Origin of the sequence: Asaia sp. SF2.1 (assembly GCF_000505765.1) — a bacterium.
GTDB classification, from domain to species: Bacteria; Pseudomonadota; Alphaproteobacteria; order Acetobacterales; family Acetobacteraceae; genus Asaia; species Asaia bogorensis.
On sequence record NZ_AYXS01000023.1, the window covers coordinates 238,379 to 252,598 of the forward strand.

At 60.1% G+C, this 14,220-nt stretch carries 12 protein-coding genes; 6 read left to right on the plus strand and 6 right to left on the minus strand.

Annotated elements, in window-relative coordinates; all coding sequences use genetic code 11:
* Positions 1-45 precede the first annotated feature (45 nt).
* Positions 46-1,311, minus strand: a complete 1,266-nt coding sequence (locus tag P792_RS30500) for an autotransporter strand-loop-strand O-heptosyltransferase (protein ID WP_081866741.1) — start codon at positions 1,309-1,311, stop codon at positions 46-48.
* Between the two features lie 224 nt (positions 1,312-1,535).
* Positions 1,536-2,081: a TetR/AcrR family transcriptional regulator gene (locus P792_RS30505; RefSeq protein ID WP_031241046.1), complete on the minus strand. Its 546-nt coding sequence runs from the start codon at positions 2,079-2,081 to the stop codon at positions 1,536-1,538.
* Between the two features lie 266 nt (positions 2,082-2,347).
* Between P792_RS30505 and P792_RS30510 the strand changes: the two genes are divergently transcribed.
* On the plus strand, positions 2,348-3,094 hold the full coding sequence (locus P792_RS30510; RefSeq protein WP_023979148.1) for a glucose 1-dehydrogenase: 747 nt from the start codon (positions 2,348-2,350) through the stop codon (positions 3,092-3,094).
* Between the two features lie 98 nt (positions 3,095-3,192).
* On the opposite strand, the gene P792_RS30515 is transcribed toward P792_RS30510, so the two are convergent.
* Positions 3,193-5,001 carry a DUF885 family protein gene (locus P792_RS30515; protein WP_023979149.1) on the minus strand — a complete coding sequence of 603 codons (1,809 nt, stop codon included), beginning with the start codon at positions 4,999-5,001 and terminating at the stop codon, positions 3,193-3,195.
* A gap of 189 nt (positions 5,002-5,190) precedes the next feature.
* Positions 5,191-6,780, minus strand: a complete 1,590-nt coding sequence (locus tag P792_RS30520; RefSeq protein ID WP_023979150.1) for an FAD-dependent monooxygenase — start codon at positions 6,778-6,780, stop codon at positions 5,191-5,193.
* A 50-nt stretch (positions 6,781-6,830) separates the two neighbouring features.
* Here P792_RS30520 and P792_RS30525 point away from each other — a divergent pair, with 50 nt between their 5' ends.
* The 4 genes from P792_RS30525 (at position 6,831) to P792_RS30540 (ending at position 10,896) form a co-directional block, all read left to right on the plus strand.
* Positions 6,831-7,517 carry a TetR/AcrR family transcriptional regulator gene (locus tag P792_RS30525; RefSeq protein ID WP_023979151.1) on the plus strand — a complete coding sequence of 229 codons (687 nt, stop codon included), beginning with the start codon at positions 6,831-6,833 and terminating at the stop codon, positions 7,515-7,517.
* Between the two features lie 166 nt (positions 7,518-7,683).
* Positions 7,684-8,637: a metallophosphoesterase gene (locus P792_RS30530; RefSeq protein WP_023979152.1), complete on the plus strand. Its 954-nt coding sequence runs from the start codon at positions 7,684-7,686 to the stop codon at positions 8,635-8,637.
* Positions 8,638-8,818: 181 nt separating this feature from the next.
* Positions 8,819-10,096 carry an anthranilate synthase component I family protein gene (locus P792_RS30535; protein WP_023979153.1) on the plus strand — a complete coding sequence of 426 codons (1,278 nt, stop codon included), beginning with the start codon at positions 8,819-8,821 and terminating at the stop codon, positions 10,094-10,096.
* Positions 10,093-10,896 (plus strand): aminotransferase class IV, encoded by an 804-nt coding sequence (locus P792_RS30540; protein ID WP_023979154.1) that lies wholly within the window; start codon positions 10,093-10,095, stop codon positions 10,894-10,896. Before P792_RS30535 ends, P792_RS30540 begins: the two co-directional genes overlap by 4 nt.
* A 47-nt stretch (positions 10,897-10,943) precedes the next feature.
* On the opposite strand, the gene cls is transcribed toward P792_RS30540, so the two are convergent.
* On the minus strand, positions 10,944-12,392 hold the full coding sequence (gene cls / locus P792_RS30545; RefSeq protein WP_023979155.1) for a cardiolipin synthase: 1,449 nt from the start codon (positions 12,390-12,392) through the stop codon (positions 10,944-10,946).
* A gap of 118 nt (positions 12,393-12,510) precedes the next feature.
* Positions 12,511-13,023, minus strand: a complete 513-nt coding sequence (locus P792_RS37085; RefSeq protein ID WP_152530215.1) for a hypothetical protein — start codon at positions 13,021-13,023, stop codon at positions 12,511-12,513.
* Between the two features lie 243 nt (positions 13,024-13,266).
* Between P792_RS37085 and P792_RS0119240 the strand changes: the two genes are divergently transcribed.
* Entirely contained in the window at positions 13,267-14,199 is a 933-nt protein-coding gene (locus P792_RS0119240; protein ID WP_152530216.1) for a cytochrome c oxidase subunit II, read from the plus strand.
* Positions 14,200-14,220: the final 21 nt, after the last annotated feature.

Genomic DNA, 14,220 nt, shown 5'->3' on the forward strand with positions numbered 1-14,220 from the left:
CGTGGCGAGAAAGGGGGAGCGCCTTCCCCCGTTCAAGTGAAATGCTCAGGCGTCCAGAGCGAGCGCGATATTCTTGGTCACCACGTCAGTCGATATCAGCTTGGAGCATTCGAACTGCCGATCGGTATTGGCGTGACGGGGACACCACAGGAAATCGTTGTGATTGAACTGATGCCGGGGGTCGTTCCAGCATGAGTTGCAGGCATGCCATGAGATGACGCGCCAGGGCGTGTAGAATTCATTGTTCGGATGCGTGAAGCCCGAGATCATCAGAGTCTTTGTCCCTGCTGCCCAGGCAAGCCAGGACAGACCCGAGCTCACGCCGATGAACAGATCGGCATGCTTGAGCCAGCGCGCCCGTTCGGCGAGCGGCCTGTTGCCGGTCTCGTCCTCGGCTCCGTTCGGAATCTGATTCCAGACGATACCAGCCCCGCTGAAAGGCTTCTGATCAATACAGATGACGCGATATCCCCGCTTTTTGAGAAAAGCGATCACGCCGAGCCAGCCCCCGGGATTGTTCCAGTATTTGCACTGGGCCGAAGCCTGCGTGGCGATACAGACATAAGGCTCTTCGATCGGACGCGTATCGTCCTCGAGGACGAGTTTGGGCGCTTCCTCGGTGGGATCGACCCCCAGGATATAGCCTGCGGTGCGATGCAGCCCTACGTACCGGAAATCGCAAGGTTGATATATATTGTCGGTATCATCAAAGAACAGACCGATATTATAGGTTGCATAAACCTGCGAGCGCAGCGGACTTGCCTCGAAATCCTCTTTCGTCGTCAGCTGGATGTTGGGATATGCGTCGGCAAAGAGCGGAATAAACACCTTCGCCAGGCAGCAGATGACCCTCGCGCCACTCTGCTCGGCAAAACGTGCCACATAGGGAAACCACCCCAGCGTATCGCCCAGCGTACCAACCGGCAGTTGCACCAGAATCAGCTTGTCACGCGCATCGTATTCATGACGAAGCACTTTCGTCTCGGTGCCATCAGTCGCGATGCGCACCACATCCACCGCAAAGCGGATGAAGAATTTTTTGGTGGAGGACAGGTGGCCCTCCTCCAACTCACCTTGGAATATGATCGTCGAATTATCGAGATCCGTCAGCGTTGCGCGCCAACGTCCATCAGGCCTCTTAGGCAACAGGACGCGTGCCCCCCAGTTAAAATCGAAATGGATGCCCTGACCCGCATCATTATTCGGCACATCAGGCGGCATTATATAAGGGTTGGGCGCGGAGGCCTGCTGAGGCTGGGGAACGGGCACGGTTTCACCGTCAGGAGCTGGGGCTGAACTCTCAGTGGACATGGGCCGCGTCGTCACCTTTCAATACAGTCTATGAACTATAACAGAGACAAGACAAGCCCCAACCTAACGCCTGAGACATTCTGTAAAGATTATCGAGCTCGCTATAGAGCGATATTTAAAACCCGAAAGGCAATCATTCAATGCGGGATTGGCTTTCTTCTCTTTCAAATAGTATCGGACACTTAACGTATCCCGATCTTGACTGATCTTGATGAGAATTTTTCTCAAGTCGCGCCATTTGGCAGCATATTCAGAGCCATTCTCCCAACCAGACGCAGCTTCTCGCGCGATGCCCCGTCGCGGGCCTGAATACCCATGCCCCCCAGAACCGCTCCGTAACAGGCCGCCATGGCATCGGGATCGATGGAATGAGGCAAATCGCCCTCCTCCACCCCCTGCTCCAGCCGGGCATGAATGGCCTGTTCGGCCAGATGACGCTGGTTGATCATCAGGTCACGCAGACGAAGCTGGGCCGGTGAACATTGAGTAGCGGCCACGGCAATCATGCAGCCAGCCGGTGCATCTTCACGTGTGAACGCTGTCGCTGCCGCATCGAACATGGCGGCAAAGGCCTGGAAGCTGGTCCCCCTTGTCGACAGGGCCTCGACAAACCAAGCCCCCTGCTTTTCCGCATAGGCTTCGATCGCCTCGACATAGAGCGCCTCTTTGCTGGCAAAGCTGTTGTAGAAGCTCGACGCGCTGATCCCCATGGCTGTGATCAGATCATCAAAGCTCGTGCCCTCATAACCTCGGTCCCAGAACAGTTTCACCGCCTTGGAAAGAGCCGTGGCACGGTCAAAGGCAGGGGGTCGGCCTCGGGGTCGACAAGGGCCTTCGCTTTTTTTTGGTGTCATCGCTCCATAAATCCTTGAAACCAGGCTGCGCCCTATCATATGCATGATGTTGGAGCGATTGCTCCACAATTAAAGTTTCAACGCCTCCACTCTCTCCCATTTTATCCGTCACCTGTGCTGCCCGTATCGATCCCCCAACGGGGCACTGGCAGCCGTGACCGAACCGGACAGGTCTGAAGATCATGAGCAAACTTGCAGGAAAAGTCGCTGTTGTGACCGGCGCCTCGAAGGGTATTGGTGCTGGCATTGCCAAGGCACTGGCCGAGGCAGGTGCGTCGGTCGTCGTCAATTATGCTTCAAGCCGCGAAGGCGCCGACAAGGTGGTTGCGGCCATTACCGCATCGGGCGGCAAGGCCGTGGCCGTGCAGGGTGATGTGTCACACAAGGAAGAGGCCGCGGCCATTATCGCGAAGGCCATCGAGAGCTACGGGCGTCTCGATATCGTGGTCAATAATTCCGGCGTCTATGAATTTGCCGGGATCGAGGAGATCACAGACACGCATTTCCACCGCCTGTTCAATATCAATGTGCTCGGCCCGCTCTTCGTCACCCAGGCAGCCAGCCCGCATCTGGAGGCAGGGGCCAGCATCATCAATATCAGCTCGATCGTGACGCGCGTCACCCCGGCCCACGCTTCTGTCTATAGCGGCACCAAGGGCGCGCTGGATGCCATTACCGGCTCGCTCGCCAAGGAACTTGGCCCGCGTCAGATCCGGGTGAACGCCATCAATCCGGGTCTGGTCAAGACCGAGGGGACGAATACGGCCAGCGTCATCGGCTCGGAAATGGAACAGGCCATCATTGCCCAGACACCGCTCGGGCGCACCGGCGAGGTGCAGGATATCGCACCGCTTGCCGTTTTCCTGGCCTCGGATGATTCACGCTGGCTGACCGGCGAGATCCTGCTCGCCTCGGGCGGCCTGCACTGAGGGATCTTCTGGCGCAGCACGCCTTTGTGCTGCGCCAGAGAACTGACGGCCTTATCGCGGCCGGGTCAGGCCGGTTGCGATAAGGCGATGTGACGCGTTCAGGGTTTTGCGTGGCGGTTTTCTGCAATCCAGTCCTGCACGCGCTGGCGCAGCAGATCGAGCGGCATCGCGCCCTCATCCAGCACCAGATCATGAAAGCGCCGTTCATCGAAGCCGGTACCCAGTGCCTTCTCTGCCTGATGACGCAAATCGAGAATGGTCATCTCTCCAATCTTGTAGCCCAGAGCCTGACCCGGCCATGAGATATAGCGATTGGTCTCGTTCTGGATATTCTTCTCGGCAAGGGCCGTGTTGTCACGCAGGCAGGAAAGCGCCTCCTCTCGCGTCCAGTTCTTCCAGTGTATGCCAACATCCATGACCAGACGGCAGGCGCGCCACATCTCCATGGAAAGCTGCCCAAAACGCTCATAGGGCGTTGGGTAAAGCCCGATTTCGCTTACCATCTGTTCGGAATACAAAGCCCAGCCCTCGACGAAGGCGGTCGTGGCATAATCACGACGAAAACCCGGCAGATCGGTCATTTCCTGCGCCAGCGCGATCTGGATATGATGGCCGGGCACCCCCTCATGCGCCACCAGTGAGGGCAATTCGTATAGCGGCCGCTGGTCCAGATGGGAGGTGTTGATCATCAGCCCACCCGAAATGCCAAGCGCCGGACTGCCCGGATCGTAGCGCCCTGTCGTATAGCCCTCTTCAATGGCGCGGGGCACTTCACGCACGCCATATGTCAGCCGAGGCAACTTGCCGATCAGACGGGGCAGTTCGTTGTCGATCTTCTTGGCCAGAAAACTCGCTTTTTCCAGCAGGGCAAGCCGTGTCGTGACATAGAACTGCGGGTCTGCCTTCATGTGAGCCACAAAGGCCTTGAAATCGCCCTTGAACCCGACGGCATCCATCTGGCGCTGCATCTCGCGATGGATACGGGCAATTTCGGATTGCCCAAGCGCAAAGATCTGGTCCGGGCTCAGGGTGGTGGTGGTCTCCTGTCGCACCAGATAGGCGTAATAGGCGCGCCCGTCCGGCAAGGACGATGCCCCCAGGGTTGATCGGCTGGCAGGCAGATATTCCTTCGCAAAGAACGCCGCCAGAGCCTTTTCCGAAGGCTTGATACGCTCATGGACGATGCGCTCTCCCTGCGCACGCAGTTCGCGACGCGTGGCTTCCGGCATCGTGGAGGGGAGTGAGTCGAAAGGCCGCAGGGCCGGGTTTTCACGCTCGGGCAGATCGGCCTGGGCCTGCACGGTATGGGCGGCGATATCCGCAATCGGCCTCGGCTGGACAAAGCCGGTGCGGATGCCGCGCCGCATATTGGCAATCTGCTGCGCATTGAAATCAGGAATACGGTCCATGCGCACCAGCCAGTGGCGCGCATCTGCCTCGCTGCGCAGGGGCGTGTTATCGGCGGCGTAGCCGACTTCCTGATAAAAACCCTCATCACTGGTGAACGGCATGCGCGAAGGGTCGAATTTCTGGCTCTCGATCGCCAGATCATTCTCCCAGATCATCAGGCGGGTATTGAGCAGATCCTCACCATGCAGCGCCTTCTGATCGAGCGCCGCCAGTCGGGTTCTGAACGCCAGACGTTGCGCAAGCCGCGTCTGCTCGGCCTTCGGGCTGTCATCAGGCCAGAGTTCGGCGGCAGCTTGATCACCGCGTGAAGCAGCAGAAACAGGGTCGAGCGTGGTGGTAAAGGCATCGTAATCACGGACAATATGACCAATATCATCGGCCAATGCTGCGCCGGGAACCCCCAGAAGGACCATGCTTCCAAGAGCCACGCCCCCAAGAGCCACACTCTTGAGCCGGGCCAGCCTGCCCCTTGCCGAGATCCCGTTCTGATTGCGCATGATGCCTCCTGAAAAACCGGTTCGCCCGCATAACGAACTGATCATCCGCATCCGTCAACGCCTCCCGGACGCATGAGACGACGGAGGACCAGACGATACCGTGCCGTCCGCCCTCTGGCGCGGCGGCCCCGATAAGAGTTGGAGGGTGCGCGGCGTACAGGCGCACGAATTGTCAAAAAGCCGACCGCGTCACCTCTGGGCCGATGATGGCATACCGAACCAGCGTGACAAGGCGCGGGTCAGAGCGGGGGTGGCCTCGCTACCTCGCCAGACGAGGCAGCCATCCGGGCGGTACAACGCGCTGTATTCCTCAAGCGTGTCTGCGAAGACTAGATTGGGGGGCAGAACGGATAGACCAGCCCCCTGCCGCATGGCGGGAGAGAGCACGAATACCCCAGCCCCATGCTGCATCAGGTCATAGAGCGGCTGGCCGTTGGCCAGAGTCCTGTCCCCCGCGAGGCCCCCAAGGGTATTATCGTCGCATGCCATGCCCTTCTCCGGTGCGTCCTCATCCAGCGCGTAGCGCATGGAAAACCCTTTCATGTCTGCGCTCAATTCAGCGGCGATATCCGCATTGGCCAGCATAGTCGCCATAACATCACGCAAGGCGCGTGACCGTGGATCGGGCCTCGTGAGGGCGGCCTGCGCCAGCGTGTTGGCCAGCACGGACTCAGCCACCGGGCGCCGTTCTGTCTCATAGCTTTCAAGCAGGGCTTCGGCCTCGGCACCCGTTACAATTCCCCGCACCACTGCGGCGAGTTTCCAGCCCAGATTGGCCGCGTCGACCAGCCCAAGCCCAAGCCCCTGCCCACCGAAAGGGGCGTGGATATGCGCCGCATCACCGGCCAGAAACAATCGACCCTTGCGGTAGCGATCTGCCAGACGGGTATGGTCAGCCCAGCAGCGCCCACCGTGATAAGCGGCCAGAGGCACAGCCCGACCACAGATGCGCGCAAGGGCCGCCTCGACATCGGCACGGTCGGGGATTTCCTCTCCCGCCTCCGGAGGTCCGGAAAAATCGATCATGAAGAGCCTGCCGGGAACGGGGCCATAGGCCGTGACGCCACCCGGCTGCATCTGCCAGCCAGAGGGAAACGTGCTGTCAGACGCGGCAAACGTGACCGAAACCTGATAGAATTTTAGGGTGGGAGGCGTGCCATCGAAGGTAAAACCACCCTTCTTGCGCAGCGTACTGCGGCCACCGTCGCATCCCACCGCATAGCGTGCCGCGATCTGTGCCGGTCGTTCCCCGTCTGGCCCGTGGACTACGAGAGTAACGCGCTCGCTGTCGCTCTGGACATCGCACACCCTACAACCACGGCGAATGACAATGCCGCGGGAAGACGCCTCGGTTTCGAGCGCCTGTTGCAGATAGCGTTGGTCAATCAGCCGTGTCGGGCGACGTGCATCGACAGGCTGGGCAGGCAGCGGGATGCTGCCAAAATGCCCTGCAAACCGCTTCTTCCGAGGCCGCATGTCCGCAGGCGCATCTCTATCCTCGCGGAAGAAAACGCCCTGCGCCCAGCCACCGCGGTTTTCAGCAAGGAAAGGGGCAACCAGAGCCTTCGTCTGCGCCTCCGCCGCATCGAGCGCCTGACTCATCCCTCGTCGCATCATGGCTTCGACGCCCAGCGGGCCAATGGACAAGGCCTTCTGCACGTCCTCGGCAGTGTCACGGGCCTCGAGCACCACACAGTCAACCCCTGCTACCGAAAGCTCGATGGCCAGGAGCAACCCGACAGGCCCTGCGCCTACGATGACGACATCGACATATTCCATAGACCGAATCCATAATTGTACCGGGTATATTTTTCTGATATGAAGGCGGTATGTCAACATCCATCAGTCGGCAAGGCCGAAAACGTCAGGCCACGCGTCAGCGCATCTCCGATATCGCCACGGCGCTCTTCGCCACCCATGGCTTCGATCACGTGACGATCGATGCCATTGCCGAGGCTGCGGATGTAGGCCGGATGACGGTTTTCAATCATTTCGCCCGCAAGGAAGATCTGTTTTTCGATCGTGAAGATGAAATCAGGCAGATCATACGCAATGCGCTCACGGGGCCGCTTTCAGGCCACCCCCTCGATGTGCTGCGCCAGCTGGCTCATGAGATGGTCTCTAAAAACGCGCCTTTTCTGCGCTTTGCCCCCCAGACCCAGGGCTTCATCGACACGCTGACAGCCAGCGAAACCCTGAAATCACGCGCACGCGCCCTGCGCGATGTCATGACGGATGACCTGCGCGAGGCATTGTCTGCTGCCCTGCCCTGCCCGCCCGATAACCCTTCATTGCACCTGGCTGCGGCGCTCCTTGTCACAGGCTGGACGACAGCCTTCATCGAGGCGCTGCGTCTCTATCGGCGCGAAAACGACAGCCGATCAGCCCAAACCCTGTTCCTGTCACTCGTCGATACCGGCACCGTATCGGCGCTTTATGCCCTGCGCCAGATCGACACCTTGCCCCAGATGAACCGGGCGTCGCCACACGCCGGAAAGACGGGGGCACCTGACTGAAATCGTGCCCTTTCAACACGCGAGGATCGGCCGCACTGTCACCAAAACTTAACCCTGCCTCCTTGCATGGCGGGCTATGGCTGCCGGTCTGTTATCCCGTGCGCGTCAGATTTCGCTTCGCTGCATCCTGTCACGCGCCTCAACCTGATTGTGCAAGGTGCTTTCGATGCTGCTACCCAGACGCCGGTTTCTCCGTTCCGCCGCCCTGACCGGCCTTGCAGCGGGCACTATCGGCCTGACAGATCGCGCACTGGCGCTCGCACCGCAGCGCCCGGCCATGCTCGGGCATGATGATTTCTCGTTCGTGTTCCTGACCGACACGCATATCCAGCCTGAGCTCGATGCCTCGAAGGGTTGTCTCGACTGTTTTCGCCAAGTGCGCAGCGCCAATGCCGATTTTACCCTGCAAGGCGGCGACCACGTTTTCGATGCCCTTGGCGTTCCCAAGTCACGCGCCCTGAGCCTGATGGATCTGTACAAGCAGACGGCCGACACACTGGGCCATCAGGTTTACAATACGATGGGCAATCACGACGTGATGGGCATCTATACCAAGAGCGGCATCGAGCCGAGTGACCCGCTCTATGGCAAGAAATACTACACCGATAATTTTGGCGCGCCCTACTACGCCTTCAACCACAAGGGTGTGCATTTTGTGGTGCTGGACTCGATCGGCATTACGGCTGATCGTTCCTATGAAGGGTTTATCGATCAGGCGCAGATCGACTGGCTCAGCCGCGATCTCGCGGCCATGCCAGCGGGTATGCCGGTTATCGTGTCCACGCATATTCCGCTCGTCACCGCCGTCGAGGATTACGCTCCGCCACCGGGCAAGGCCCCGGCCCATCAGGGCACACGCGTCAAGAATGCGTGGCAGGTGCTGGAGCTGTTCGACCATTACAACGTGATCGGCGTGTTTCAAGGTCACACCCATGTGCTCGAAACCGTCACATGGCATGGCGTCCCCTATATCACCGGGGGCGCAGTCTCGGGTAACTGGTGGCACGGGACCCGCCTTGGCACGCCAGAAGGCTATCTGGTGGTGCGTGTCGAGAAGGGCCGCGTCATCCCCGATTATGTCACCTATGGTTTCAGGACCATCGACCCGAAAAACACCTGATCAATCTGCTGCATCAGCCAGCGTCGGATTTGAGGAACCAGCCGGACCAGCATGGTTCTGCCCAATTTCTGGACGGGACCATTCAGGCGCGGTAAGGCCGATTGATGCGGCATTTCACCCACTCGTCCTGTGTCCCTGGTGCTTCCCTCTTTGCGAGACGGCATCCGCAGGGATTTATGTGATGCTGGAGCAGGAACTCCCCTGGCGCTCGCCCGACTCATTCATCGCCCGTTATGGCGATGAGGCCTGGGCGGTCATGCTCGATAGCGGCGGTCCCGCAGGCGCACGCAGCCGCTGGAGCTTTTTCTGCTGCCGGCCTGTCACGACGCTCACCACGGATGACAGTGCAGCCTGGGCGAAGCTCGATGCGCTGCTTTCTTCTGTCCCGCCGCAGGGCACCCTGCCATTTTCAGGCGGCGTCATTGGTCTGGCGAGCTATGAGGCCGGGCTCGCGCTCGAAAACATCGTCTCGCGTCATAAACCCTTCATCCCCGGTGTCAGCGCAGCGCTCTATGAAGGCGCATTCGTCTTTGATCGTCAGGAAAAAAGGCTCTGGTGGAGCAGCTATTGCGATGCGGCCATGCCAGTCCCCCTGCCCCAGTGTTCGACACCGCCCGTGCCCTTGCCGAAACTCGACTTCGTGGCCGATGCCGACCGCGAAACCTATTGCGAAGGCGTGCGCCAGATCATCGCACGCATCAATCGCGGAGAGCTTTTTCAGGCCAACCTCACCACGCAGTTTCGCGCACGATGCGCTTCCCCGCTTGCCGCAGGGGCCGTCTATCGTAAGCTGAGGCGGGCCTCTCCCGCACCATTCGGAGCGCTGTTCACCCTGCCCGGCTTCTCGCTGCTCAGCGCCTCAGTCGAGCGCTTTCTGAGCATGGACCGTGAGGGCCGTATCGAAACCCGTCCGATCAAGGGCACCGCCGCCCCCGGTCGCGATGCGGCGGAAGATGCCACCATTGCCGACGCTCTGGCTCGTGACGAAAAGGAATATGCCGAGAACCTGATGATCACCGATCTGATGCGTAATGATATCGGGCGTGTGTCACAGATCGGTTCCGTGGATGTGCCCGTGCTGTGCGAGGTCGAGCGCTTTGCCCATGTACATCATCTCGTCTCCTCGGTCACGGCACGTCTGGCACCGGATATGACGGCGCTCGATCTGCTGCGTGCCACGCTTCCCCCCGGTTCGGTCACGGGAGCACCCAAGCACCATGCGCTCAAGGTGATTGACCAGACGGAACACGCTGCCCGTGGCGCCTATTGTGGAACGCTGTTTCGCATCGGGGCCGATGGTGCGCTCGACAGCAACGTGATCATTCGCAGCCTCGTGCTCAAACCCGACACCATAAGCCTCGGTGCCGGATGCGGCATAACCACCCTGTCGGACCCGGAACGGGAATATGACGAACTCTGCCTGAAGGCGGCCCCCCTGCTCGGGCTTTTTGACGCATGAAACAGGCCTGGCTGAATGAGCGTCTGTGCCCCGTGGCGCAGCTTCAGATCGATCCCGCCGACAGGGGCTTCACGCTGGGTGACGGGCTGTTCGAAACCATGAACCTGCATCAGGGCCGGGTGCTTCGCCTGCACGCGCATCTGTCGCGTCTGGCAGAAGGGGCTGCGTTGCTTCATCTGCCGATGCCAGGTGAACCCGCAATTCGCCACGCACTGACCAGCCTGATCACGGCCAATGGTGAAACAGAGGGCGCCCTACGCCTTACCCTCACACGCGGTGCCGGACCACGCGGCATCATACCGCCTGCCAACCCACAACCGACCCTATTGATCACCCAGGCGCCGCGTGCGGCGGCGCTGCCGCCCTGCGCCCTTCATGTCAGCCGCTATCGGCGCGACGGGGCCTCGCCGCTCTCGCGTGTCAAACATCTCAACTACCTGCCGCAGATCCTCTCACGGATCGAAGCGCAGGAGGCCGGCGCTGACGATGCCCTCCTCCTGTCATCGGATGATCTGCACATTGCGGAAGCGAGCGCGGCCAGCCTGATCGTCCTGCAAGACGAGCGCCTGCTCACGCCGCCCCTGATGGATGGCGCCCTGCCCGGCACGGTACGCGCGGCTCTGATAGCAGCCGGCTTGTGCCACGAATTCCGCCTGACAACCGCATCCCTCATGGGCGTCGAAGCGGCATGGCTGGTCAGCAGCCTGTCCATCCGTGAGGTCGAATTCGTCGAGGGCCATGCACTGCCGCTTCGCCCAGACTGGACAGCGCGACTCAACGCGACGCTATTTACAGATTGACGGGCAAACGCCTCGGAGCGAGGCGTTTGCCTGATTCACGCAGTCTCTTAAAGAACCGGGCCAATCATCGCGAGGGTGTTGTGCCAAAGCTGCCGGTACCACGGCCAGGCACATACATCGTCCAGCGTGATTTCGACCGCAGCATCCAGGTAGCTTTGCTGACGCTCGCGTATCTGGCGGGTGAAATCAGGGTCGGCAAGCAGGATGTTATTCTCGAAATTGAGGTCGAAACTGCGTCGGTCGAGATTGGCCGAGCCAATGAGCGCCATGGCGCCATCGAGCGTCAGGGCCTTGGTATGAAGCAGACCAAGCGGATATTCGAAGATACGCACCCCGGCCTCGAGCAGCTCCTTGTAATAGCTACGGCTTGCACCGGCGACGATCCATGAATCGTTTCGCTTCGGCACTGTCATGGTCACCTTCACACCCCGTCGGGCCGAGGCGCAGAGGGCGGCCTGAATGGGTTCGTCGGGCACGTAATAGGGCGTCGTGATGGTCAGCTCATCTGCCGCAGCATTCATGAGCGAGACGAATATCTCGGGCATGGCCGCATAGCGCAGGGCGGCACTCGTGCCGATCACCTGCGCCACAAACCCCTCACCTTCGTTCAGAGGGGCAGAGGCCAGAAGCAGACCAAGATCCTCATCCGTATGCGCCATCCAGTCCGTCGCAAAGAGATGCTGGTTCTGCAGCACGACCGGACCTTCAAACCGCGTCATCAGATCGACCCAGGGCGCGAATTTCGCCTTCACGCGAAATTCCGGATCGGCGCAGTTCTGGCTGCCGCAATAGGTGACCCGGTTATCAATCACTACGATCTTGCGGTGATTGCGCATGTCCATGCGGCCATGGAGGGGCCAGGTCACGATGTTGCCTAGGGGCATGGCACGCACCAGATGCGCGCCGGCCTGCTTCATGCGTGCCCATGCCTCGTTATGGATCAGGCGACGCGAGCCAAGATCATCGGCCATCACACGGCAGGTCACACCGCGCGAGGCGGCACGACAGATCGCATCGATGATCTCGGTACCGTTATGATCGGTCAGCCAGATATAGAAGCAGATATGAACATGATCACGGGCCGCATCGATATCACGTACCATCGCGTCGATGGCACTGTTGGAATCTGGAAGCAAGCGCGCCTTGTTTCCTCCCTCGGGCGGGTAGCCGCTCGCTGACTGGCCGACCCTGAAGAGCGGCGCAAGGCGCGGTGGCAGGTGATATTTCTCTTCAGCATCGATCAGGGCTTCGCTGGTCTTGCCGGGAATACGGAGTGTCTTGCGGGCTTCGGTGATGCGGCTCACCAGCCTGCTGCCCATATTGGTCTCGCCCAGCATCAGATAGGCGAGCGTACCCAGAATGGGCAGCGCCGCAATGATCGCGACCCAGGCTACTCGTGAGGCAGGCTGACGGTGCGGGCGCATCAGGGCGCGCCCGATAAAGATCATCTGAACGATGAAGCTCAACGCTGCGCCAGTCAGGCGCCAGCCGGTCATTTCCATCCGCAAAAATCTCGATTGCTGAGGGGGTCAAGAAAAGGGGACAAGACAACGGTTTAGGTCCTGCGAACCGGGTAGCCCGCCCTCTACCCCGGTTCGGCAACTGACGCGGTTCTTATTGGGCCGCTAGCTTTTCGGTCTTGTCCGGCAGGATTCTGAAACGTAGACGCATTACAGAGGCCCCGACATGGGCACCCTTGATGCTCATGGTCAGGTTGAGTTTGACGCCATACTGGTTCTCGAGCACCGCAGCCCCGACACCGGAGCCAATGGCGGCATCTGCCTTGACCGTCCAGTACGTGCCATCGAACTGATCAAGGCGGGCCAGATCCTTCACCGTGCCGGTACCTTTGACGGTGATATAGCCAAGAGACGCGATCCCGCCCCCGCCGATCTCAAAAGCATAATCCCTGCCATTGTGGTGGAGGGTTCCCTTGCCCCATTCATACCCCAAACCACCCCCGATTTCTTTCAGACTGAAGGAGATGGTGGAGTCAGTCGTGACGGCGTCGGCTGGCTTTTCCTGCGGCAGGGCGGATGTCGCCATACCGGGCAACGCATGAGCGGTCGTGGCGAGGAAACACAGGGGGAGTGACGCGGCAAAAGCCGCAAAAGAACGTGGGGTCATGACCTTCGCCTCCTTTTTTGTTCGCTCAGGCTTGCTGTTCAGACGCCCCAGCCACCGCGCAGTTGCCTGAGGCCCAGTGTAGCGCCGAAAGAACAGCCTGCCTATCGCCCAGCCGGCAGGCATTCCAACGCCTCGAGGGGAAAAAACATCAGACATGAAAAGACATTTTAAGGAGAAAAAAGGGAAACACTGATCACGATTCAGAGTTATCAGCCCGAACCCTTGCCATGGAACACGCCCCACGTGCCACGCCTCGCCCCGAACAGGTCGGCCCTGCGCCCTGGCCGACGTGTCCTTGCCCTGATAGTCATGGCGCTGCCCCTCCTCCTGCTCGGCGGATGTCAGACAGACCATATCTCTTTTCTCGCCCCCGCAGGCCCAATCGCAGCATTTCAGCGACACTGGTTCGAGCTTCTGGTTGCAGGCCTGATTCTGGTCATTCTGCCCGTGCTGATCGGCGTGCCGTTCTGCCTGTGGCACTACCGGGCTGAAAACAGACGAGCGACCTTCCGACCGGACTGGGATTTCGCCCTGCCCCTCGAATTTCTCGTCTGGGGCTTTCCTGCTGTTGTTGTGATTGCTTTCTCCCTGCTCGTATGGGGGCCAGAGCGTCGTTACAGCCCGGAGCAGCCAATCACCGACGGCGCCCCGCTCAGCGTGGATGTGGTGGCCCTGAACTGGAAATGGCTCTTCATTTATCCCGATGCGCATGTCGCGAGCCTTGACCATCTGGTACTGCCCAAAGGACGCGAAATCGTCTTTCACCTTACCTCCGATGCCACCATGCAGTCGTTTCTCATCCCGTCTCTGGGCAGCCAGATCTATGCCATGGCGGGCATGGTCACCCGGCTTCATCTGTTGGCCGACCGGCAGGGCCGGTATCTGGGCGAAAACACCCAGTTCAACGGCATGGGCTTTCAGGATCAGAAATTTGCCGTCGATGTGGTGCCCCCTGCCCAGTTCGAGCAGTTTCTGACGCAGGCCGGACAGAGCGCCCTGCATCTCGATACCCAAACCTATGACGCCGTGCGCAAACAGGAAAATGGGCGCAAGACAGCGCAGACGCTGCTGCATGATTCCAATGCCACCATGGCCAGCTTTTCGGCCGTACCAGACACCTTCTTTCATGACATCGTCAGCCGCTACGACGACTCCATGCCCCATGATCACGGCTGAACTGCCGTGACCCTGCCGTTG

Coding starts and splice junctions, on each gene's coding strand:
- P792_RS30500 (WP_081866741.1), bottom strand. CDS start 1,311: ATGTCCACTGAGAGTTCAGCCCCAGCTCCTGACGGTGAAACCGTGCCC.
- P792_RS30525 (WP_023979151.1), top strand. CDS start 6,831: ATGTCAACATCCATCAGTCGGCAAGGCCGAAAACGTCAGGCCACGCGT.
- P792_RS30520 (WP_023979150.1), bottom strand. CDS start 6,780: ATGGAATATGTCGATGTCGTCATCGTAGGCGCAGGGCCTGTCGGGTTG.
- P792_RS30540 (WP_023979154.1), top strand. CDS start 10,093: ATGAAACAGGCCTGGCTGAATGAGCGTCTGTGCCCCGTGGCGCAGCTT.
- cls (WP_023979155.1), bottom strand. CDS start 12,392: ATGACCGGCTGGCGCCTGACTGGCGCAGCGTTGAGCTTCATCGTTCAG.
- P792_RS30515 (WP_023979149.1), bottom strand. CDS start 5,001: ATGCGCAATCAGAACGGGATCTCGGCAAGGGGCAGGCTGGCCCGGCTC.
- P792_RS30510 (WP_023979148.1), top strand. CDS start 2,348: ATGAGCAAACTTGCAGGAAAAGTCGCTGTTGTGACCGGCGCCTCGAAG.
- P792_RS30530 (WP_023979152.1), top strand. CDS start 7,684: ATGCTGCTACCCAGACGCCGGTTTCTCCGTTCCGCCGCCCTGACCGGC.
- P792_RS30535 (WP_023979153.1), top strand. CDS start 8,819: ATGCTGGAGCAGGAACTCCCCTGGCGCTCGCCCGACTCATTCATCGCC.
- P792_RS37085 (WP_152530215.1), bottom strand. CDS start 13,023: ATGACCCCACGTTCTTTTGCGGCTTTTGCCGCGTCACTCCCCCTGTGT.